13 protein-coding genes are annotated in these 23,261 nt (G+C 59.3%); 7 read left to right on the top strand and 6 right to left on the bottom strand.

The features are described 5' to 3' along the window. The first annotated feature begins 10 nt into the window (after positions 1-10). A complete protein-coding gene (locus R3C19_23985; protein ID MEZ6063419.1) occupies positions 11-1,942 on the top strand; it encodes an ATP-binding cassette domain-containing protein in 1,932 nt (643 codons plus the stop codon). A 52-nt stretch (positions 1,943-1,994) separates the two neighbouring features. Here the strand turns inward: R3C19_23985 and R3C19_23980 are convergent, their stop codons facing one another. The 4 genes from R3C19_23980 to R3C19_23965 all read right to left on the bottom strand — a co-directional run bounded on the left by R3C19_23980 (position 1,995) and on the right by R3C19_23965 (position 6,667). Continuing rightward, entirely contained in the window at positions 1,995-3,218 is a 1,224-nt protein-coding gene (locus tag R3C19_23980) for a tetratricopeptide repeat protein (protein ID MEZ6063418.1), read from the bottom strand. Between the two features lie 61 nt (positions 3,219-3,279). Further along, entirely contained in the window at positions 3,280-4,923 is a 1,644-nt protein-coding gene (locus R3C19_23975; protein MEZ6063417.1) for an HTTM domain-containing protein, read from the bottom strand. Further along, positions 4,905-5,528 (bottom strand): hypothetical protein, encoded by a 624-nt coding sequence (locus R3C19_23970; protein MEZ6063416.1) that lies wholly within the window; start codon positions 5,526-5,528, stop codon positions 4,905-4,907. The genes R3C19_23975 and R3C19_23970 overlap by 19 nt, the downstream gene beginning before the upstream one ends. 107 nt (positions 5,529-5,635) lie before the next feature. Next, the gene (locus R3C19_23965) at positions 5,636-6,667 is read right to left on the bottom strand and encodes a TIGR03000 domain-containing protein (protein ID MEZ6063415.1); all 1,032 of its coding nucleotides are present in this window, start codon (positions 6,665-6,667) and stop codon (positions 5,636-5,638) included. Between the two features lie 324 nt (positions 6,668-6,991). Between R3C19_23965 and R3C19_23960 the strand changes: the two genes are divergently transcribed. From R3C19_23960 to R3C19_23945, 4 genes are all read left to right on the top strand, one after another. After that, a complete protein-coding gene (locus R3C19_23960) occupies positions 6,992-7,945 on the top strand; it encodes a DUF4259 domain-containing protein (protein MEZ6063414.1) in 954 nt (317 codons plus the stop codon). Positions 7,946-8,010: 65 nt separating this feature from the next. After that, on the top strand, positions 8,011-8,325 hold the full coding sequence (locus R3C19_23955) for a hypothetical protein (protein ID MEZ6063413.1): 315 nt from the start codon (positions 8,011-8,013) through the stop codon (positions 8,323-8,325). Positions 8,326-8,343: 18 nt separating this feature from the next. Continuing rightward, positions 8,344-10,095 carry a solute:sodium symporter family transporter gene (locus R3C19_23950; protein MEZ6063412.1) on the top strand — a complete coding sequence of 584 codons (1,752 nt, stop codon included), beginning with the start codon at positions 8,344-8,346 and terminating at the stop codon, positions 10,093-10,095. 403 nt (positions 10,096-10,498) lie between these two features. Continuing rightward, positions 10,499-11,647 (top strand): lactonase family protein, encoded by a 1,149-nt coding sequence (locus R3C19_23945; GenBank protein MEZ6063411.1) that lies wholly within the window; start codon positions 10,499-10,501, stop codon positions 11,645-11,647. A 164-nt stretch (positions 11,648-11,811) separates the two neighbouring features. Here the strand turns inward: R3C19_23945 and R3C19_23940 are convergent, their stop codons facing one another. Beyond that, a complete protein-coding gene (locus tag R3C19_23940; GenBank protein MEZ6063410.1) occupies positions 11,812-12,921 on the bottom strand; it encodes a rhomboid family intramembrane serine protease in 1,110 nt (369 codons plus the stop codon). A gap of 411 nt (positions 12,922-13,332) precedes the next feature. Between R3C19_23940 and R3C19_23935 the strand changes: the two genes are divergently transcribed. Beyond that, positions 13,333-18,687 carry a dockerin type I domain-containing protein gene (locus R3C19_23935; protein MEZ6063409.1) on the top strand — a complete coding sequence of 1,785 codons (5,355 nt, stop codon included), beginning with the start codon at positions 13,333-13,335 and terminating at the stop codon, positions 18,685-18,687. A 22-nt stretch (positions 18,688-18,709) separates the two neighbouring features. Next, positions 18,710-21,148, top strand: a complete 2,439-nt coding sequence (locus R3C19_23930) for a tetratricopeptide repeat protein (GenBank protein MEZ6063408.1) — start codon at positions 18,710-18,712, stop codon at positions 21,146-21,148. On the opposite strand, the gene R3C19_23925 is transcribed toward R3C19_23930, so the two are convergent. Beyond that, entirely contained in the window at positions 21,119-23,080 is a 1,962-nt protein-coding gene (locus R3C19_23925; protein MEZ6063407.1) for a hypothetical protein, read from the bottom strand. The genes R3C19_23930 and R3C19_23925 overlap by 30 nt on opposite strands. Positions 23,081-23,261: the final 181 nt, after the last annotated feature.

The raw sequence follows: 23,261 nt of genomic DNA, 5'->3' as shown, positions 1-23,261 counted from the left end.
AGTCCGCCGCATGCCAATCCTGAGTCTCAAAAACGTCACGTTTTCGTATTCGCATCCGGCGCTGCTGGATGATGTCACGCTGCATATCGATCGCGGTGAACGGATCGGGCTGGTGGGACGCAACGGAGCGGGCAAGTCCACACTGCTAAAAATTCTGGCGGGGCGTCTCCGGCCCGATGACGGTTCGATCGACCTGGAACAGGACACCGTCATCGCCGAATTGACGCAGGATGTCCCTGTCGTCGAGCAGCAGTCCGCGTTCGAAGTCGCCGCCGGCGGGTTTGCTGACCTGAGCGACGCGGTGATCGAATACCGGCGGCTGAACACTGTGATGCATCGCGGCGAGTCGCTGTCGGCAGAGCAGCAGGACATTTACGAAGCGGCCAGTCATCGTCTGGCGGATGCCGATTTATGGTCCGCCGGAGATCAGCTTGAGAACCTGCTGATGGAAATGCAGCTGCCGTCTGATGCGTCGTTTGCTGAACTGTCCGCCGGAATGAAGCGCCGCGTGCTGCTGGCGCGGGCGATGATTCGTCGGCCGGATATTCTGCTGCTGGACGAACCGACCAACCATCTGGACATTGATTCGATTCTCTGGCTTCAGGACTACCTGAGTCGTTTCGACGGGACGCTGATCTTTGTCACGCACGACCGTGTCTTCCTGCAGGAACTGGCGAGGAGGATTATCGAAGTCGATCGCGGGCGGCTGTTCGACTGGACGTGCGATTATCAGACATTTCTGAAGCGCCGCGACGATCTGCTGGCCGCGGAAGCCATTGAGCAGGCTCACTTTGAACGTAAGCTTGCCGAAGAAGAACGCTGGATTCGACAGGGCATCAAGGCCCGCCGAACGCGCAATGAAGGCCGCGTGCGAGCTTTGAAAAAGATGCGGCAGGAACACGCCGAACGGCGAAAACAGATCGGTACGGCAAAGCTGCAGCTTCAGCAGGCGGAGAAGTCCGGTCAACTGGTCGCGAAGCTCGAAAACGTTACGCACGGCTTCGGCGGCGACCCGCTGATCCGCGATTTCACTACCACGCTGATGCGCGGCGATAAGGTCGGCATCATCGGCCCGAATGGAATCGGAAAGTCGACACTGCTGAAGATTCTGCTGGGAGAACTCAAACCCGACAGCGGCTATGTTCGGCTGGGAACGAATCTGTCCGTGGCCTACTTCGATCAGCTTCGCGGCCAGCTTGATCCGGCAAAGACCGCTCGCGAAAACATCAGTGACGGCACCGATCATCTGCTGATCGACGGCAACAAGCGACATGTGATGGGCTACCTTCAGGATTTTCTGTTCTCACCCGATCGAGCCCACACGCGGGTCGAGTTCCTTTCCGGAGGAGAACGCAATCGCCTGCTGCTGGCGAAGCTGCTTTCCAAACCCGCAAACGTTCTGGTGCTGGACGAACCGACCAATGATCTGGACGTCGAAACTCTGGAACTGCTGGAAGAAACGCTGCCTCAGTTTCAGGGAACGCTGCTGCTGGTCAGCCACGATCGGGCGTTTCTGAACAACATTGTGACCAGCACGATCGTGTTCGAAGGCAGCGGCGTCGTGACGGAATATGACGGCGGCTACGACGACTGGCTGCGTCAAAAGGAAGCACAATCCGAAGCGTCGGCAACCACTTTGCCGAAAAAACAGCCGGCGAACGCGGCCGCTGCACCAGCCGCGAAGGCGACTTCAGCCGGCGCTTCGACCACGACCACAAAGCCGAAGAAGCTCAGCTATCGGGATCAGCGCGAACTGGATGAACTTCCCGAACGTATCGACGCGCTGGAAGCTCGCCAGGCCGAACTGCACGCGCTAATGGCGGATCCGTCGCTGTACAGAGAATCCGGCGATCGAATCGCAGCCACGAAACAGGAACTGGAAACTGTGACGTCGGAACTGGCTGAGTGCTTTAAGCGCTGGGAAGAACTGATGTCGCTGTAGCGGACGAGGCTGCGAATTCCGATCGCCGCTGCGAACGGCGCGGCCTGTCGTGTCAGTCGCCTTCCGTGACCGGCAGCGACCATTCCACGGGACTCATCGCCGTCAGGTCGGGCTTCCAGTCTTCCAGAGTCCGGACCAGTTCAAACGCCGGGTTCGCCGACGTGTCATCCGACGCGGACGCGGGCCGAACAACGATCAAAGTGGTGCGGATATCACGCGCTTCCATGATGCTCTGAAGCTGTTCGATTGGAAACCGGACGTCGTGGCCTCCTTCGCGGGAATTCACAATCCGCACGACGTAGGCCGCCGACATCTCTTCGTCGCTGTCTCGCAGATCCCATGGAAATCCGGAGTCGGCAATTTCGCGGTGTTGCGTTTTCGTCAGCCAGTTGCGGACAAATTCGACGGCATGCCGACGGGGATCAACGTCCGGCGTCGTGTGCTTTGCGATGGCAGTGAACTCTGTCGGCGGCGGAGCGATATCCGTGGAAATCTGCGCCGGTTCGAACGTACTGATGTCGGCGCCAAGTTCCTCCGCTTTGGCAAGCGCGACGGTTACGTCCTGGGAACGTTCCAGATGACTGAGCGCTTTGGCCCTGCTGAGCCATGCGGCAGCCAGATTCGGGGTCAATTCGATCGCGCGGTCAAAGTCGTCCAGGGCTCGCTGCCACTGCAGCCGATCCAGATAGGCATTTCCGCGAAAGTGATAGGTTTCCGCGATCGTGCCGTTCAGCCGAATGGACGCGTCATAGTCAGTGATGGCTTCGTCAAACTGACCCAGATCGTGCTTCGCAAGTCCTCGATTGCGCCACGCCAGAAAGTCGTCCGGCTGCAATGCGATGGCGTTGTCACAATCGTCAACGGCTTTTGCGAACTGCTTCAGACTTGCGAACACGGCTGCTCGGTTATTGAAGGCTCGTGCCATTTCAGGGTCGAGCTGAATGGCCGTCGAATACGCCTCAACGGCATCTTCAAACTGCTCCATTCCCGCGTAGGCGACTCCCAGATCGTACCAGGTCACGGCCGCTTTCGGATCGAGTTCCAGCGCCTTCCTGTAGGCCGCGACGGCTTCCGGCAGTTCGCCGTTGCGTTCATGCCGGTAGGCGACTTCAACGAATTCCGACCAACTGTCAATTCGCTCCGCGCAGCCGCAGCACAGCAGCAGCGTCAGAAGCATGGCCGAAGCCGCGACTGGTTGATTCAGTTGCAATCGTGTCGGTGTCACGTGGAAGAACTCCGGAAGGAATCGAACCGGGCTGCCGATCAGCTGCCACACTGCGGTTTAGCTTTCTTCGGTCATGATGCTGCCAGTGAAGGCGAGAATCGTCGGTACGGCGTCAGGAATGCCCTGCCGACGGAAGCAGCATTGCCTGTTTTTGTGATGTCGCGAGCACAGCCTGAATCTCGCGGCGAAGCCTGCCCAGACTGACGTCGCCGGTCAGTACGTGGCAACCGGGAACGTGAACCTGGCCATTGAGCCGTCGCGACTGCTGATTTGTCAGCACGAGAAAAATCGGCCGGTGACCTGCTTCCAAATTCAGCCGATACGGGAGCTTCGCAATCGAACTGTCCGGCAGATCGCGTCCCATAATGATCACGGCATCTGGTTCTGACGCTTCGCACAACAGCCGGGCTTCGCGGGACCTTTCTGAGGAAAGACACTTGAACCCGTGATCCAGAAAGTATTGCAGACAGGCGAGTCGCCGGCTTCGCTGTCCATCGACGTAGATCAGTGTCGGGGCGTGCTCCGGCTGAAACACGACTTCGTCCGCCGCCGAGTCCTGCTCAGCGTCATCGGCCAGCAACTCAATCGACAGGACGGCCGGCGCGAACTTCGACGCTGGCAATGGTGAGCCGCCAGGTTCGAACGGCGCAGGAACCGACGCCGCCGGTGGCGCCACGAGCCCCAGCAGTTGTTCGGAAGTCGGCAACCTTTCGACAAGCCGGGAGACCCAGTGCTTCGGCCAGAAGGCGATGTGTCCGAAAATCATGATCAGGCCGAACGTCCACATCCCCATCATGCCGCCGATGCCGATGTGCAGCAGGAAACCGATCAGCAACACGATCGGACGTACGGGGCGCACCCAGACCAGCGCGGCAAACGAAACTTCCCACACAATGGTGCCGTGAGTCAGCAATTCACCGATCCACGGATACCACGCGATCCATGTCATATCGAACGACTGGTACTCCAGGTTGGCAAACGCCAGCCAGACGGCTTCACCGTTCCACCACGCCGGGCCCTGCAGCTTGGACAAACCGGCAAACGTATAGATGACGCAGAAATGAATCTGGATCAGCCGTATGGCCAGATTTGACGCGCTGCTTGACGGGATCGGCGGGGCAACGAATGCGGCGCCCTGACTCGCGGCCCGGCGTGTTGCTCGCCACACAGACAGCAGCCGGTCCGCGGACAGCATCGCTCCGCTGGGGCCAATGCACAGATACAGGCACAGAATGGCATTCAGCTGATCCAGACCGAAATTCGCCAGTAGTGCCCGATGGCAGTACGAAATCGTGATGACCAGAGACAGCACCGATGTGACTCGCGTCGCCAGTCCGATCCAGAACATCGCCAGAATCACAAGGCACACCGAATGCACGGCCAACAGGTATCGGTCAGGCACATACGACAGGAACGAAGGCATCAGGCTTCCTTCCTGAACAACTTTCAGCAGCTCCGGACTGTGCCATCCCGCCGACCCGAAAAACGCTGACAGATTCAGACCCCAGACGATGTGCGTGTACAGCAGCATTCCGCCTGCCAGCCAGCGGAGAAGGCACAGCACGGTCGGATCGCTCGGCGAATACCAGAACCGGTTCCATGCGCCGGCCACGGTCGCGCCGGCCGACATGACTCGTGACAGAAGCGGCCGACTCGCCGCGTCCTGGTGGACGTCTCCGGGCACATGGGCTGGTGCCTTGCCGCCGGCTTCCTCCGGACCGGGGTCGCCGGAAAGCGTCACTGCAGTTCGTCCCATCGGAACATTCCCAGAGGCTGTTCTTCGTAAAGATCTCCGTCCTCCAGGGTTCCTCCGGCACGAACTCGTTCCATCGTCGGCAGGTCATGTCGGACGAGTGAAACGGAAACGGATACGGCGCTGTGTTCGCGGCACAGATTGCGGGCGTAGCTGCGAATGACCTGCTGTTGAAGTTCCGGGTCCGCGTTTCCCAGGAATTCCGACAGCATGAAGTGTCGGTGGTAAAGCAGCCTGGGCTGGATTTCAGGATTGGGGAACACCCCGGACTTTGTCGAACCATCAGCCATCGTCGCGGTCCAGGAAACCAGATGGCTGCTTCCCGGCTGAGGAGCGAAATAGTGGAAGCCATGATTCAGATAGCAGGCCTGCAGGTACGGGCTGAAAATCTCCCACACTTTCCGCGCTGACTGTGACGAAGGACCAACCGTCGCGGGAGCGGCGATGATGGCGGTTAGGTGGATCACCAGCCAGGTGTTCAAAGCAAGTCGGCCAATGCGACGAAGCGTGTGTCGCGAAGCCCGTCGATCCTCAGCCATTGACGCCACGACTTCGCCGAAAACAGCTTTCGGCGCGCCGGGCGGCAGGTGATGGCCGTTGGTTTCCATAGATAGGGATCTCTGCCGGTCTCTGCCGGCATCCATTTGCCGCAGACAAAAAAAAGGAGGGGCAGCGAACCGCCCCTCCTGAACAAATATCTCAACCGTGATCGAATCTACCGCATCGCAACGGCCACCAGTTCGCCGTCGGTTTCCGATTCGGAAATCACAACGCTGATCTGCTGTCCGCCGCGAAGCTGATGCGTCGTTTCGCTCGTCAATGTTTCTCCGTTGCGCACAACGTCGACACGGACCGGATACGAGTACTCCCGCGATGGATCCGGAATCGGGATGCGGAAATGGCGTTCGCGTCCGGTGATCGTCATCTTTTTGCCAACAAGATACACAACGGCATCTTCCGGCACCTGAACGACCAGCATCGCAATGCTGAGGTCCTTCTGCGGCGCCTGTGATGACGGGACTGCCGGCGTTGCGGAAGCGGGCTGAGCCTGACGGGTGGCGATGGTTGGTGACGCAACCTGCGACGCCGCGTACGTCGACTGACCTGACGACATTGAACTTACGCTGACGTATCCGCCTCCGGAACCAGCGCCGTTCGAAGAATATCCACCCGAACCGCTGCCGACGGAACTGTATCCGCCACTTGAACTGTATCCGCCACTTGAACTGTAGCCGCCGCTCGAACTGTAACCGCCGGACGAATAGCTTCCCGACGAATAGCCGCCCGAGGAACCGCCGGAACCGTAGCCGCCCGAAGAACCGGTCGAACCGCCGGAACCATAGCTCGCGTAGCTTCCTCCCGAAGACCCGCTGGAACCATAGCTTCCTGATGAGCCGGATGATCCGCTGCTGCCGCGCGATCGGCGAGCCTCCCGCCGCGCTTCTCGCTGAGCGACGCGAGTCGCTCGCGAACCGGATGAGCCGCTTGAACCTGAAGAGCCACTGGAACCGTAGCTGCTGTAGACTCCACCGGAAGAACCACTGGAGCCATAAGAGCCGCTGGAGCCGTTCGACCCGTAGGAACCACTGGAGCCACTCGAACCGTAGGACCCGCTGGAGCCATAGGAACCGCTGCTTCCCCGACCACGATTCCTCCCGGCTTCGGCGTGTTCCGGAACCAATATGGCAGCCGTGGCCAGTGCCAGCGCCGTCAGCCCGATCCGCCCGCAAACAACGTTTCTTCGCATCCTGTACTCCTTGGTTTCGTCTGGAGATGATCTTTCAGCGCGGTACCGACGGGATGGCAAGCCACTGCCGAATCGCACAGCAGACCAATTTACAAAATGGGGTAAATGTGTCAAATCAGTTACATAAGAAGAATGCACGCAATAAAGCCCGCTGGGTGAATGCGGGGTGCTGCCACGATTGTGCGATTTCGGTTCATCGCATGACGAGCGAAGTTCGCTAATCGCCGTTACCATTTCCTTCCCTGAAATTCACAGGCTCACAAGCTCGTCGCCGCGGGCGGTCGATTCGACTTGACCGGTGACACAACAGCAAAGGAGGGAAGAATGGGAGCATGGGGAGAGGCCGTCTTTGAGAGCGATTCCGCAGAAGAATGGGCCGAGCGACTGACGTCGCAGAATCGAACGACCTTCGTCCTGAGCGCGCTTCGTGGTATCGCCAAGGTTCGTGCGGCGGCAGTGTTGGAGGCGGATCAGTGTGCCTGCGCGCTTGCGGCGGCCGAAGTCATCGCCGCAGCGCAGGGTCATCCGAGCCGGGAGCTGCCTGCGGAAATCCGCGAATGGCTGGCCGAACGCAGATTTGTTCCCCGCGACGACGATGTCCGGCTGGCCCGCGATGCTGTCGCACGAATTGCGGCGAACTCGGAACTCCGAACACTCTGGGACAACGACAGGAGCTGGAAAACGGGTGTCCGAAAACTTCTTGAGCGAATCGAACGGTCGCCCAGGCGGCAAAAACTCCCGGCGCGGAAGCCAGCGGCTGCACAGAAGGAGAAGCAGAAGCAACAGAAGTCGTCGTCCACGAGCACGGCAGGACTCGTCAAATTGTCAGACGTAAGGAAGATCGTGAAACAGCGACGCGGCGGGATCGCCGTGATCAAGGGCGAAGTTAAGTTCATCGGAATGGAGAAGGTGCTCTTCAAAGACCTTGTCGCCCTGGCCGCGTGCCCGGAATGCCAGACCCTGAAGGAGCTCTCCATCGAAGGTTCGGGGATTACCGATCGCGGGATGGAGCATGTTGGACAACTGAAGAATCTCCGCGATCTGGAAATTCGAGGCCCGAAGGTCACTGACGCAGGCGTCGCGTACCTGCAGTCGCTGCCGAATCTGGATTCACTGTCGCTTCGTCGGACGCAAATCACGGATGCCGGACTGAAATTCCTGGCGAACCTGAAAAGTCTGCGTTCGCTCAGCGTGGATCATTCAAAAGTCTCCGCCGCAGGGCTGAAAAAAATCGGTCGCCAACTGGGATGCCATGTGTTCTCTGACGTCCTGAAATGACGCCCGCCGTGAGACGCCGGATGATTTCGCGGTCGGTAACAGCCTCATCGGCGGGCATGCCACCTATGGCTGAAGAGAACGTAACGGCGGTACGACGGACATCTGTGTCTGTCGCATTCGACGATTTCCCGGCCACGATGCACGTGGTGGCGTTCATGGATGATTCCGTCAGCTCACTCGAGTTCTCCTGTACCCTGGTCACGTCAGAGGCTTTGGTCGCGGCGAGCGTGACGAAATCAGCCGCACCTCTGAGATTTTCCCATCGCCGCCGGATACAATCGCGGCTCAATATCGGATTGCACATATTCGAAATGCACTTCTTCATTGTTCATGCTTTCCCGCGCGCCGTGTCAACTCTGCCTGCATGGTTGTGCGAATGAACGTCAGGACACGGCACGATGACGACAGCCCTTTCGTTTGTTTTTTTTACGGCACTCGTCGCCGTTGTTGCGTGGTGGAAGACTCACAACGACGACCAGGAAACGTCCGCCGGCTACTTTCTGGCCGGTCGCAGCCTGTCGTGGATCGTTGTCGGCGGTTCGCTGCTGCTGACGAACCTGTCCACCGAGCAACTGGTGGGACTGAACGGCGGCGCCTACAAGAACGGCATGATCGTCATGGCGTGGGAAGTGTGGTCCGCTCTGGCAATCGTAGCGATGGCGGTCATCTTTCTGCCGCGGTATCTCAAGAGCGGGATCACCACGATTCCGCAATACCTGGAGCTGCGGTTCAGCTCGACAACGCGGCAGTTGACGTCGATCATCTTCCTGGCGTCGATCGTCCTGAATGTGCTGCCGTTCGTGCTGATGAGCGGCGCGAAATTCATGATTACCGTCTTCGACGTTCCCTCGCTGACAGGAACGGACAACGTTGACTTCAACATGGCTCTGGTCAGCACTCTGCTGGCGGTTGTCGGCGGCTGCTACGCGATCTTCGGCGGACTGAAAGCCGTCGCCGTGTCAGACACCGTCAACGGAATCGGCCTGATTGTCGGCGGGTTGCTGATTCCGTTTCTGGGACTGTCGTACATCGGCGACGGAAACATCGGAGCGGGCCTTTCGGCACTCATTCGACAGCACCCGCAGCGGTTGTCGTCGATCGGCGATACGGCATCCGATATTCCGTGGCCGACGCTGCTGACGGGCATGACGATGATCGTCACTTACTATTGGTGCACGAATCAGGGCATCGTTCAGCGAACGCTGGCGTCGAAGAATCTTGCCGAAGGCCAGAAGGGCGTCCTGTTCGCTGCGCTGATGAAACTTGCCGGACCGTTATATCTGGTTCTGCCTGGGATCATCGCCTGGCACATCGTCAGCAGCGGCCAGGCGGCCGCGCCCGCGAACAACGACGAAGCGTACGGATTTCTGGTGAATCTGGTGCTGCCGAAATGGGCCGTCGGATTCTTTGCCGCCACGATCTTCGGAGCGATCCTGAGTTCGTTCAACAGCTTTCTGAACAGTGGCAGCACTCTGTTCAGCCTCGACCTCTACAAGGGATTTCTGAACCGCGATGCCTCGGAAAAGCAGCAGGTGAAAGTCGGCAAGCTGATCGGTGTTGTCATGATTCCCGTGACGGTCGGTCTGGCCGTGTTCTTCAACCGACTGGCATCCGTCGACGGTTTGTTCAATCTGATGAAGAACATCGCCGCGGTCTTGAATATCCCGCTGCTGGCGATTGTGGTCATGGGAATCATCAGCCGAACGGCGCCTGCAAGAGCAGCCAACATTGCGCTCGCGGCGGGAATGCTGTTCCAGGGCTTCTTCGGTGTTGCGATGGATAACGTCATCGGGATTCGGTCCGGCGACGCTGTCCACGGTTTGCAGATGCACTGGCTGCATCTGGCTGCCGTCAACTTTGTATTTCTGCTGATCCTGATGGCGATCATCACGAAGCTGTCGCCGCGATCCGAGCCCTTTGAACAGCAATACACCGAAGACGTCGACATCACTCCGTGGACGCTTGCGAAGCCTGCCGGCGCGGCTCTGGTGATTCTGATCGCCGCGATGTATGCCGGCATGTGGGCCAGGTTCGGCGTGACACCCGGCGAACAGCTCACCGCCGAATACGAACGAATGCACCCGTCGGCCGCCGCGACGGTTGTGGTTCCCGCAGCCACCGTCGGGGCATCAGAATCGTCCGCCGAGTAGCGCCGCAGCGCCGAACGGTTGGTCCGAGACGTCTGGTTTCCAGCCGACACCTTAGGCCTGCGGCAGATGAGTACCCTCCCGTTTCAACGGGAGCGTCGGTTTGATCGCCGTGCAGGCGATCAAACGAGGAGAAATCGCAACCGGGAGTTCCCCGTGCATGGCCCTCCCGCGATCGAACGCCTGAACGACATTCGATCGGCGACCCTCCCGTTGAAACGGGAGGGTGAAGCGATTGTCGCTCTGCATTGGTAAATTCTCATCCGTCGATCGCCTTGCTTTCGATTCGGCACGCCGCGCGGTCTCCGGTTACGCTGTCTCACCAGGCTGCGCCTTCGTGGAATTCGCCGGCGATGTCGATACACTCGCGGCATGAGCCAACATCACTCATGAGAAAGGCGTTTCCATGACATATCGAATTGCGTTGCTGCTGGTGCTGGGGTTCTTCGCTGCCATTTCTGTTCCGTCTGCCGACGCCGCGGAACACCGCATTTACATCGGGACGTATACCGAGCCGGACAGCATCAGCGACGGCATCTATACGTGTCTGTTCAATGACGAAACCGGATCCCTGTCAGCTCCCGAACTCGCCGTGAAGGCTGACAACCCGTCGTTTCTGGCGATTCATCCCAATGGCCGGGTTCTGTTTGCCGTCAACGAACTGAACGAGTTTCGAGGCGAAAAATCGGGAGCCGTGAGCGCGTTTCGGATCGATCCGCAGTCGGGAAAGCTGACGTTTATCAATCAGCAGTCGACGTCCGGCGGAGCACCCTGCCACTGCAACATTGACGGAACCGGGAAGTTTCTGCTTGTCGCCAACTATGTCGGCGGCAACGTGGCCGTGTTCCCCATCGAGGAAGACGGAGCGTTGGGGGAACATTCCTGCGTGATCAATCACGAAGGCAGCAGCGTCAACGCCCGCCGACAGGAAGCTCCGCACGCCCATTCCATCAACCTTTCCAGCGACAATCGCTTTGCCTACGTGGCAGATCTGGGGATCGATCGCATCATGATCTATCGCTTCGATGCAAAGTCGGGAGTCCTGGAAGCGAATTCACCTGCATTCGCTGAAGTCGCAGCCGGCGGCGGACCGCGTCACTTCGCGATCCACCCGTCGGGAGAATTTGCCTACACAAACAATGAGATCACATCATCCGCGACCGCCTTCACCAGAGACACGGAAAGCGGTGGTCTGACTCCCGTCCAAACGCTGTCGACTCTGCCCGACCAGCACGAAGGCGGCAACAGCACGGCCGAATGCCTGGTGGACCCATCGGGCCGATTCCTGTACGTCAGCAATCGCGGCAACGATTCGATTGCCGTATTTGCCATCGATCAACAGAGCGGCAAACTGTCGACGGTGGAAATTGAACCGACGCAGGGCCAGGCACCCCGGAATTTTTTCATCATGCCGGACGGACACTGGCTGCTTGCGGAAAACCAGAGCAGCGATTCCGTTGTCGTGTTTTCGGTGAACCAGCAATTTGGAACGCTGACGGCGACCGACCATCGCATCAAAGTCGGCCGGCCGGTCTGCATCCGGATATTGAATTAGCAGCGCCAGATTTTCGATCGCGGAAGCTGTCATCGCCGCACAGGCAGGCTGACGATGTATTCTCACAGTCGGCCCGAGCACTGCGTCTACCGCTATGAGCCGCCAGCCGGAATTTGCGAGGCCGGAAGTCGCAACAGAAAAACGCGCCGTGGCGCCGCAGTTTTTTACGAGTCCTGGCTTCGATGGCCGCGAAGGCGCTTGCTTTCTTCTTCCAGAACCGACAGATCTTCGTCGGTCAGCGAGTCGCGCCCTTCCCGGGAAATTTTCTCAAGCAAACGGTCGAGGGCCTCCGAAACGCGGTGTTCGTTCGCGAGCGAAGGATCGTCGCGTAGTTCACTTTCGCATTCGGGCGAAGCGTACAGGCGCAGCCCCGGATTGCGGCGCATGAACTTTCGCCATCGAATGCGGCCGATTTTCTCCACCAGTGGCAGCAGCCGCAGGCGCTTCTTCCAATACACGTACCCGAACGCCAGCCCTCCCAGATGGGCCGCATGCGCAACTCCCGAGTATGACGGTTCGCCTGACAATTCCAGAAGGACTGGATGCAGGTCGTATGCAACATACAGCAGCACCAGCCACCGGACCTGAATCGGAAACAGCCACCAAACGCAAATCGTCGCTGAAGGAAAGTGACCGGCGTACAGCATCAACACAGCCATCACTGCACCGGACGCACCGATCGCCGGCACGGACTCTCCGGTATACAGGTCAAGCGCCACATACGTCAGACTCGAAACGACAGCGGCTGCCAAATAAAACCACAGGAACTCACGCGAACCATACATCTGCTCCAGAACAATACCGAACCAGATCAGTCCCAGCATGTTGAACAGAATGTGAAAGATGCTATGGCGATCGTGACAGAATGCACACGTCAACAGACGCCAGATCTGCCCCCGCATGACCTTGTTCGCATCCAGTTCGCACCACTGCTGCACAACGGAACTGACCGGTCGATAGCCGTATGCGGATTCCAGAAGTGCCTGCTCGTACAGCCTGCGGGCTTCCTGACGAAGCTCTTCCCTGGAAGATTCGGTGATGTCCGGAGACGCAGTTCCATTCGCTTCTGTCCAGGTTTCGACGAACGACTCTTCGTCCTCGCCCCACTTCTGAACCGGCCATTCGATCGGAGCCCGACGCACGATCAGAAGCTGCGCGATGAAAATGCCGATGCACAGAAAGACGATCGAGCGGCAGGTCGGCGGCCAGCCCGTCGGACCGCTTCCCCAGCCACTGCGGTACGTTCGGCAGTAATCACGTTCAGCCAACCCCATCCACATTCTCCCGGAAACGGCCATTATCTGCACATCGGTCGCTCAATGTGATGGAAGGCTATTGCCGCCGAATCTGACTGTCCAGACGTGACCGACTTAGCGGGCATCTGCGGGAAGAGGAAAGAGCCAAAGTCGTCGAAAAACGCTGTCTAAGCGCAGATCGAGATCTTCGGTGCCGTTATGATCGCATCGGCCGAGTATGGTCGCGATGCCTGTCGCACCTTCGGCTTGAGCTGGTGTGTCCTGAGTCAGGCATCATTTCGCACCGGCCGCCCGGCGGTTCGCTGCCGGCGTCGTGGCTCTCTCTTGCTCTTGATTCCGCAACTTTGATGTTCGCTTGCGGCGCGGGAACCAGTGTCGTCGATATCCGTCCGTTCTGTCTGCCTGCTGAATGATTGACGAGGAAAGACGATGCCCGGATTTCTGAGTGAGTGGCTGCGCAATGAGCGGCAGACGATCGCGTCAAACCGAACAGGTTCATGCAGAACACGCGGACGTCGGTGCAGAAGATCGGTTGCTGCGGAATGCCTTGAAGAACGTCTGCTGCTGGCCGCCGTTCGGCTGGATGATCCGCAGATTCCCGTCGGTGATGTCTATCAGGACACATCATTCAACGCGTCGCCTTCGCATCAGGTGAGTTCCGATGGCCAATATGCCGTTTACCTGGCTGACGCGACTACGGATCACCTGCTGGAGCTGTTCAGTGTGCATCTGGGAACGGGGACCGTTACGCAGCTCAACAGTTCGCTGGTAATCGGGGGCGACATTCAGAGTTTTCAGATCAGTCCGGACAGCAGCCGTGTCGTGTACCTTGCTGACCAGACGACAGACAACGTCACGGAATTGTTCTCGGTTCCGATCGGCGGCGGCCCCGTGACGCGGCTGAATGGTCCGCTGGTCTCCGGTGGCGGCGTCATTGGAGACGTTTCGATCGCGGCCGACAGCAGCCGCGTCGTGTATCGTGCAGAGCAGGCGACAGCAAATGTGATCGATCTGCACAGCGTGCCTCTGACCGGAGGACCGTCCGTGCGACTGAACGGCCCGCTGGGTACTGACGGCGACGTCTATGGGTTTCAGGTCAGTCCGGACTCGTCGCGAGTTGTGTATCTGGCAGACGAAACAACGGACAACGTGGTCGAGTTGTTCAGTGCACCGATCGCGTCAGGCGGCGGTTCGATCACGGTCAGTGATCCTCTGGGAGCCACAGCAGGTATCTTCGGCGATTTTCAAATCAGTCCGGACAGTAGTCGCGTTGTGTATCGGGCTGACCTGAACGTGGACAATCAAATTGAACTGTTTAGTGCATCCATCACGGCAACGGGAACGGAGACGCAGCTTAGCGGATCACTTGTGGACCCCAACAGTGACGTTGATAGTTTCCAAATCAGTCCCGACAGCAGCCGCGTGATCTACTTTGCCGACCAGGACACGGTTTTTCAGAACGAGGTGTATTCGGTGCCGCTGAGTGGAGGCGCCCTCGTGAAGCTGAATGCGGTGTTGCCGACGGGTGGTTTCATCTCCGAAGCGCAGATCAGCCCGGACAGTACCCGTGTTGTCTATCGTGGCGATGCAACGACGGACAACGTGATCGAGCTGTACAGCGTGCCTCTTGCGGGCGGACTCAGTCCAGTGACTCTCAACGGACCACTCGTGGCGGGTGGCGACGTGACTTCATTTCGGTTCAGTCCGGACAGCAGCCGAGTGGTCTACAACGCTGACGAGGTTCTGGACAATCAGATAGAGCTGTTTTCCGTACCACTTTCCGGCGGAGCATCCACAAAACTGAACGGCCCCCTGGCATCCACGTTCAGCGACATCAATTCCTACGACGTCAGCGCCGACAGCAGTTCCGTTGTTTATCTGGCCGAACAGGACGTTTCGTTCCAGTTGGAAGTCTACGTCGTGCCGCTGATCGGTGGATCGACAGTAAAGCTGAACGGTCTGCTGTCTTCCAGTGGCGATGTCAACAGTTTTGTCATTAGCCCGGACAACAGCCGCGTCGTTTACAACGCGGACGAACTGACGGCATCCACGGATGAACTATTCAGTGTGCCACTCACCGGAGGAACGTCCACGCGAATCAGTGGTCCGCTGATGGCGTTCGGAAACGATGTCACCAGTTTCCAGCTCATGCCGGACGGCCTGTCGGCCGTCTATCTGGCCGACCAATCCACGTCGGGTGCGGACGAGCTATACATTGTCACTCTGGCCAACGGAGCCGTGACGAAGCTTAATGCGCCGCTGGTCAACTTTGGAGACGTCATCAGCTACCAGGTTTCACCAAACGGGAACCATGTCGTTTATGCCGCGGATCAGGATACGGATAATGTGTTCGAGCTGTACAGCGCATCCATCAGCGACGGCACCGTGACAAAGCTCAGCGGGCCGATGACCACCAGTGGAGACATCATTGACTTCAGAATCTCCCCCACCGGGACATCTGTTGTCTACAGAGCCGACCAGGACACAGACAACGTCATTGAACTCTACGGCGTTGCCGTTTTCGGTGGCGCAGTTTCAAAGCTCAACGGACCGCTCGTCAGCAATGGCAACGTTAGTGCCTACGAACTGGGTTCAAGCCGGGTGGTCTATCGAGCCGACCAGGACATCGACGGTGCGGAAGAACTGTTCTCCGTGCAGTACAGCGGAGCTTCACTCATTAAGCTGAATCCGGCGCTGCCCGCCGGTCGCACGGTCACCGACTTCGCGCTGAGCAACAGTCAGAACCGCGTTGTCTACATGTCGGACGAACACGTGGACGAGGAGTATGAACTTCGATCGGTCAGCATCTTCAGCGGCGGCTTTTCGACACAGTTGAGCGGGGCGATGGTGACCGACGGCGACGTTTTGAGCTTTCAGATCTCTCCGGACGGCAGCCGGGCCGTCTACCGTGCTGATGAAGCGACGAACGGTCTCATCGAGATCTTCAGCGTTCCGGTAACAACACCCAATGGTCGCGTGACGCTGAACGGAACACTGGCCAGCGGAGCCGACGTCGACGGGTTTCAGATCTCGCCGAACAGCACGCGCGTCGTCTACCGGGCGGATGAGACAATCTTCAACCAGCTTGAACTTTACAGTGTCCCCATTGAAGGCGGGACGTCCGTCCGTCTGACGCCATTGCCATCCTTCGGCGATATCTTTTCTGAAGATGCGTACGCCTTCACACCGGACTCTGCTCAGGTGGTCTATCTTGCGGCACAGGACGCGCAGTCCGTAACGGAACTTTACGCCGTACCGGTTGACGGTGGACCGACTCACAAACTGAATGCGGCCCTGCCGATAAGCGGCGACGTGGCCGAATTTGTCGTCAGCCCGGACAGCCAGTCGGTCACGTACCGAGCCGGTGGAGACACGGCGTTCGTTCTGGAGTTGTACCAGGTACCACTTTCCGGCGGGCCGGTCAGAAAGCTGAACAACCCGCTGCACTCCAACGCTGATGTATCCGCGTCGTTTGCTGTCACCTCCGACAGTGCTCGAGTTGTGTTTCTCGCTCCGGATGATGTGTTGTTCCAGAATGCGCTCTTCACGACCGCACAGGCCGATTTTTCGCTTGATCTGCCCAATGGCAACGGAGACGACAGCATCCTCATTCGGGCGAATGGATTCCTGCTCGAAGTCGTTGACGCAAACGCAGGGTACGAACTGCTCCTGAAACAGCCGTTTGACGGTTCAGAAACGCTCACCATCAACGGGACAAATGACGAGAACGACTACCTGACTATTGACTACATGTCCGGCGGCTTCTTCTCGCTGCCCGGCGGAATCACCTTCAACGGCGGCACAGGAACAGGAAGCGATCAGTTCGTGCTGAACGGCGACGGGCTGACTCAGGCGCAGTTTGTCTCCAGCGGACCGACAATCGCCGACGCCACAGTCGTCGCAACGAACGGCGGTCCGACAAACAGTTCCAGCTTCACAGGTGTCGAACGGTTGTACGTCTTCGGTGTCACAAATATGTCTGCCAGCGGTCCGATGAATGTCGGTACCCGTGAACTGTGGATCGACGCGCTGACCTTCACCGACCTGGGGCCGATAACGACGGTCGCCGGCGGCTATATCATCGCTGATGCCGGACTGCACCTGCAGTCTTCGGAATTGCTTTCCGGCAGCGGGACCGTCGCCGCCGCGATATCGTCGGACCAGGGTTCCACGATCAATGTCACGGGCAATCTTACGCTCGGCGACGCCGGCGATTTCGACGGCGTCAATCTCTCAGGGCGACTGAACATCGGACCGAACACTATCACGCTTCACGACGCTCACAAGGCGGTCCTCGGTTCGCAGACAACGCTCGGCAGCCCGCTCGGATTGGGCACGCTGAATTCCGCAAATGGAATCGAACTGCCGGATACGCGGACGTTTTCCGGTCGCGGCACGATCAACACGGTCAGCGGTGAATTCGAAAACCAGGGTTTCGTGCAGGGCAGCGGCCCCGGCCTGACGTTCAATCATCTGGTTGCCGGTGCCGGTGACTTCGGCGGAACGATCACGTTCAACGGCGGCACCGATTTCGGCAACAGTCCGGCGAAGATTGATGCCGGCAACATCACGTTCGGCCCGTCGAATGCGAACATCGTGGAGTTGGGAGGCCTCGTCGCCGGCAGCGAATTCGATCAGGTGAACGCAAGTGGTACGGTGAATTTGAACGGCGTTTTGGACGTTGTCTTTCTGGACCTTGGCAACGGTTACGTTCCCGCGGCCGGCCAGTCATTCGACATCATCAACGCGGCATCGGTGACCGGAACGTTCACCACCGAAAACTTGCCATCACTACCCGTCGGCCTGGAGTGGAACGTCCTCTACGAAGCGGACGGTGTCACACTGGAAATCAACGCGACAGCAGCTCCGTTCCAGGTGTCGGAGATCCAGGTGGGGTCTTCGAGGTGGAGTCAGAGTTTTCGGGACTTTGCCGATCTGGCGGCCGCAGGAACCGGACTGGGCTGGTCGGTTCCGACGGGTTCGGTCGCTCAGACGACGCCACTGCCGTGGGCGAATATCAATCGGCTGATCGTTTCGTTCACCGACGACATCGATCAGTCCACCGTGGTCGCCGGCAGCAACGTCATTCTGCACGGCGTGAATTCGTCGCCGGTCATCAGCAACATCAGTTACATCGGCACCAGCCAGATGGTAATCGAGCTGCTGAATCCGCTGCCGGTCGACGCGCTGCGGCTGGAAATTCAGGACACCGTGCTGAGCACTTCCGGAGAACCGCTGGACGGTGACTTCGTGAACAATGTTGACATCCTGAACTCCGGCGGCCCGGCTCCCGTGGGCGATCCTCTGAATGATTTCAACTTTCACCTGGTGACGAATCCGGGAGACGCCAATCGAAGCGGACTGGTCAACATCAGCGATGCGGTGATCGTGTTTCAGAACTTTCTGGCTCAGCCCGGCCAGGCCGGTTATTCGATCTTCGCCGACATGAACGGCGACGCTATCCTGAACATCAGCGACGCGGTAATCGTATTCCAGAGATTCCTGGCCATGCCACCGACGTCATTCCCCGGACTGTTCGGCCCCGGCAGCGGTTCCGGCTCCGGCTCGTCAGGAGCGTACCCGCCGTCACCGATAACGCCGGCGGCACCGGTCGTTCAATCGTCGATGAGCTCCGGAACCGGCAGCGGTTACGCCAGTTCGTCAACCACAACGCAGCCTTCGGCGAGCAACCCGCAGCAACCGCCGACGACTCCGCCCACCCACGATCTGGACGCACTGGATGAAGTCCTGTCCGATCCGGTTGGTGACTTGCTGCGGCTGTAATTGAGTGCCCAATTCCGGTTCGATGCCATTGTCACCACAGGATTCCGGCCGTCTGAAGTCAGCCGAATGCAGCCCTGCTGTCATTCCGATTCTGGGGATGCACCGCAGCGGAACATCGATGGTGGCTCGGGCGCTGAATCTGATGGGCCTGGAACTCGGCCAGCCGCTGCTGGAAGCAACGCCGGACAACCCGCACGGCTACTGGGAAAACACGTTCTTCGTTCAGGTCAACGCGGAACTTCTTCAGACGCTTCGCTGTGATCCCGATGGCTTCGCACCGCCTGAACAGTTGCTGCAGCTTCCGAAACTGTGCGAACGCGTTGTCGTTGAGGATCATCGCCGGGAACACATTCGCCAGTTCATCCGCGACGGTTTTTCGTCCTCCGTCTGGGGTTGGAAAGATCCTCGAACGGTCCTGACTTTCGGCGTCTGGCAGCGACTGCTGACGGAGCTCGGCTATTCCGATATTCGGCCTGTCGTCGTCGTGCGGCATCCGGAACCCGCAATGCGATCGCTGATCCGGCGCGCTGAACGGGGCACGGCCGGTGTTCGCATCCAGAACGGCGAACTGGCGGTCATGGCCGGCAACCTGTGGCAGGCATACAACCGAATCCTGTGGGACTACTGTGTCCGGAACGACTGGCTGATCTGCACGTACGAGTCACTGACCTGCGCGAACGCCGCTGTTTTGCAATTGAAGCGTCTCGCTCGCTACTGTGGTCTCGACGAAGCACGCGCCGATCTGGCCGCGGAATCGATTCGGCACACAGGCGGCGGCGCGGGTTCTTTCGGCGCCGTCGACGGTCGCCTGGTCGAACTCTACGAACGATTTGGTCAGCGGACCGCACCGGGGGATTCCAGTGTTATTGGTTGCAGTGATCCGGACGAAGCTCGCCTGCTGCGCCGTGCGGAGGATCTGAAGCGAAACGGCCGGATCGATGCCGCCGTCGAACTGCTGGAGAAAGCTCTGAACCTGCGGCCACAGTACCGGGCGGCCCGGTTTCTGCTGGGCTATACACTGATGGAGACCGGTCACATCACACGGTCGGCCGAACATTCGAACCGGCTGATCGAAGCGAATCCGAACGATGCCGCAGGGCACGGGCTGAGAGCCTTCGGGCTGACTCAGCAGGCCCGGATCGAAGATTCCATCACCGCGTTTCGTGAATGCCTGAGATGTCTGCCGTCGAACAACGTGGCCTTGTCGAACCTGCTGTTTTCGGCGCTGTACGGAGACCACCACGACGCCGACGCGGTGACGCAACTGCATATCGAAGCGTCGCGCGAGATCGAACGAAACGTGCAGACCACAACAGTCACGGAGCGGCTTCCACCACTGAAGCAGCCGGGTGCCGGGTCTCCCCCACTGCGAATCGGCTACCTTTCCGGCGACTTGAAGAAGCATCCGGTCGGCTATTTTCTGCGGTCCATCCTGGAGCATCACGACCGACGTCAGGTGACCGCGTGCTGCTACCACACCAGCCCGGCGGCCGACGACCTGACGGCCATTCTGAAAGCAGCGTCAGATGAATGGTGTGACGCGCACACAATGTCCGACGAACAACTGACCGGACGGATTCGGCTCGACAACATCGATGTGCTGGTCGATCTGTCGGGACATTCCGCCGGCAACCGCGCCGGTGTGATCGTGCGCCGGGCGGCTCCCGTGCAGGTCATGTATCTGGGGTATCCCTGCACATCCGGCTTCACACAGATGGACTATGTGTTGTCTGACAGCCATCTCAGTCCGGCCCGGTTCGAGAACCTATACACGGAACGCGTGCAGCGGTTGGATCACTGCTTCCTGTGTTTTCATCCGCATCCAGATGCGCCGGAAGTTGCTCCGCCACCGTGTGAAGCAAACGGCTTCATCACCTTCGGTTCGTTCAACAACCTGCCGAAGATCAGCCCCACCACCATTCGCCTGTGGTCCGATGTGCTGAAGGCAGTACCGAATTCCAGGTTGGCCATCAAGGCCCTTTCATTTGTTGATGAAGGGACCCGCGAACTGTTTGCCGGACAGTTTGAACAACACGGCATCACCCGCAGCCGAATCGATTTGCTGCCACCCACAGTTCCGCTGGCGAAGTTTCTGCACGAGTACCGCCGCATCGACATCGGCCTGGACCCTTTGCCCTACAACGGCGGCACGACCACTTGCGAAGCCCTGTGGATGGGAGTCCCCGTCATCACGCTGCCCGGCCGACACTTTTTCGAACGTATGGGACTGAGCATCCTGAAGAATTTGGGTTGCGAGGAATGGATCGCCGAGTCTGCGGAAGATTTCGTCCGTCGCGCTGCGGATGTTGCCGGTCGGCCGGAACAGCTTCGGCGCGATCGACGGGCGCTGCGAGATCGGATCCGTGACTCGCCGTTGTGCGACGGAACGTTGTTCACCCAGGGACTGGAACGTGCGTATTGCTCGATGGCGTCATTCGGAGGCGGGATCGTCGACCAGTGATCGTCCGATTTGTCGCTGCTTCGCGGCCTCGTCGAGGGCTCCTGTCTGTTCCAGCACTTTCGTCAGGGCGAACCGATAGTCGAGCACTCCCGGTGCCAGTTCGACTGCCCGGCGAAACGCGTGCAGTGCAGCATCGTCATTGTGAAGCTGGTCTTCCAGAGTTCCCAGCAGGAACCAGTGCAGCGGGCTGCGGGAATTCGAAGTGATAAACCGAAGCTGTTCGGCTGCTTCCGAAAAACTGCCGCTGCGAAACTGCAGTTCGGCCAGAATGTCGGTCAGTTCCAGACGTCCCTCCAGCGTCAGGTCGTCCAACTGCAGCCCCTGTACGGCGAGTTCGATGCCCTTGTCCGCTCGGTTGGAATCGCGTGCGATTCCCGCGAGAGCCGTCAGCAGTTCGGCGTCGCGCATGCCGCTGGCGTAGGCTCGCCCGAGCAGTTCCTTCGCCAGGTCCATTCGCGGCATTTGTTCGTCGGATTTGCCCGCCATTCGAACCAGCTTCAGCTGCGCCAGACCCAGGGCACGGTCCCGATCCGCGGAGGGAAGATGGCTCAGCGACTGCAGCGAATCGAGCAGCAGCGACGGCGTCGGTTCCGGAGTTTCCGCCGGTTTCGCTTCGTCATGAATTCCGATGCGATGATGCGTCAGCGCGACGTGTGTGACCTCCGTGTCACCTCGCGGCATGTGACATCCGGCGCAGTTGTCCTGATTTTTGGATTCGCGAATATCCAGCGGCATGCGGCAGGGCTGCTGCTGATGACATTCCAGACACACGGATCGGTGGTGAGCCGTCCGGCCGGCGTCATCGCGGCTTCCGTGAGGTTCGTGGCAGGAGATGCAGGTCAGAGTCTTCGACTTCTGATAGCACTGACTTCGACGCAACTGTTCCACATGCCCCGCGATTCGAAGATCGTTGTCCGGCTGCCGCTTTCGAAACTCCAGTCGGTACTCGCTTAGCGGCAGCCCCGGCCGGAAGTCCTCAGGCCGGCGGCCTCGGATGGTCGCCTGCACTTCGCCGTTCAGGTGGCATTGAGCACACACGTCTTCGGACAGTTCCCGCGGCAGACGATTAGGATTCACAATCGTCAGATCGTCGCGGGATTCGTCGAAGTCACCGGCCGCTCGCTGTGCCGCGTGCAGTTCGCCGGGACCGTGGCAGCGCTCACACCCGATCGACATCTCGACGATCCGGTATCGCAGCCCGCTGTGTTCCGGCTTTTCGCTGTGTTCCAGCTTTTCGACGTGGCCGGAATGACAATACAGACAGCCGCTGCGAATGACGCGGCCGAAGCCGGCCTGGTCGGCGGAGTCATAGCCCGGCGACAAATCCCAGTGCTCACTCGCGGCAAACCAGGTCACCGGGGATTCCATCAGAAAACCATCGTCTTCGGTCAGGTACGACCGCGCGACGTGGCCCGATCCGATTTGATAGGCGATGGCGTGAGCCTGCAGTTCCGGACCCGGCCCATCCGCCTTCAGGACGGATTCGCGGTGCCACATCGTGTCGCCGTCGTACTCCACCCGGTAACTGCGGCGCGACAGCGGATGGTTCACGGTGGATTCCGGAGGCTGACCCGCCTTCGTCACGCGCGCCAGCGACTGACTGTGCTGCGTCGTCAGAAACGACTCGTGCTGCTGTTCGTGGCATTCGCGGCACGCGTCGCTTCCGATGTAACGAACGCCGGATTTCGTGTTCAGGTACGGACTTTCCGTACGCGGCAGCTTCGCGGATACGCCAGCACGGATTCGGTCGGTCGGCGACTGCGGGTTCGGGGCGGCGACCGGCGTGTGAAGTCGTCCGGAACGAACCGCGACCGCGATCGCGATGACCGCCGCGACTGCCAGCAACACCGCAAAAGGAAACCAGGAACGCCGTCCGTTCGGCCGTTCATGCTGAGAACCGTCGGTTTCCGAAGTGTCAGAAGATTGAACCATGCGGCAATCGTACTCAATCGTTGCAGCCCGCAGGCAGGCATTTGCGGTTGATTTCCAGGACGTCGTTCCGAAGCTTCGCGGATCAACCGTGCAGGGTCAACAATTGTCTGACTCCGGAAATCGCGGTGCGACCGGACGAACGTGCTGCTTTAGGCCTGCGGCAGATCAGAACATACCCTCC

The sequence above is a fragment of the Planctomycetaceae bacterium genome (genome assembly GCA_041398785.1).
GTDB lineage: Bacteria > Planctomycetota > Planctomycetia > Planctomycetales > Planctomycetaceae > JAWKUA01.
The sequence above is the reverse complement of the archived record's forward strand: the minus strand, read 5'-3'. Positions and strand labels throughout refer to the sequence as shown.

What these genes read in the sequence shown, in the direction of transcription:
- R3C19_23985 (MEZ6063419.1), top strand. Translation starts at nt 11, where the DNA reads ATGCCAATCCTGAGTCTCAAAAACGTCACGTTTTCGTATTCGCATCCG.
- R3C19_23975 (MEZ6063417.1), bottom strand. Translation starts at nt 4,923, where the DNA reads ATGGGACGAACTGCAGTGACGCTTTCCGGCGACCCCGGTCCGGAGGAA.
- R3C19_23970 (MEZ6063416.1), bottom strand. Translation starts at nt 5,528, where the DNA reads ATGGAAACCAACGGCCATCACCTGCCGCCCGGCGCGCCGAAAGCTGTT.
- R3C19_23965 (MEZ6063415.1), bottom strand. Translation starts at nt 6,667, where the DNA reads ATGCGAAGAAACGTTGTTTGCGGGCGGATCGGGCTGACGGCGCTGGCA.
- R3C19_23960 (MEZ6063414.1), top strand. Translation starts at nt 6,992, where the DNA reads ATGGGAGCATGGGGAGAGGCCGTCTTTGAGAGCGATTCCGCAGAAGAA.
- R3C19_23955 (MEZ6063413.1), top strand. Translation starts at nt 8,011, where the DNA reads ATGGCTGAAGAGAACGTAACGGCGGTACGACGGACATCTGTGTCTGTC.
- R3C19_23950 (MEZ6063412.1), top strand. Translation starts at nt 8,344, where the DNA reads ATGACGACAGCCCTTTCGTTTGTTTTTTTTACGGCACTCGTCGCCGTT.
- R3C19_23945 (MEZ6063411.1), top strand. Translation starts at nt 10,499, where the DNA reads ATGACATATCGAATTGCGTTGCTGCTGGTGCTGGGGTTCTTCGCTGCC.
- R3C19_23940 (MEZ6063410.1), bottom strand. Translation starts at nt 12,921, where the DNA reads ATGGGGTTGGCTGAACGTGATTACTGCCGAACGTACCGCAGTGGCTGG.
- R3C19_23935 (MEZ6063409.1), top strand. Translation starts at nt 13,333, where the DNA reads ATGCCCGGATTTCTGAGTGAGTGGCTGCGCAATGAGCGGCAGACGATC.
- R3C19_23930 (MEZ6063408.1), top strand. Translation starts at nt 18,710, where the DNA reads ATGCCATTGTCACCACAGGATTCCGGCCGTCTGAAGTCAGCCGAATGC.
- R3C19_23925 (MEZ6063407.1), bottom strand. Translation starts at nt 23,080, where the DNA reads ATGGTTCAATCTTCTGACACTTCGGAAACCGACGGTTCTCAGCATGAA.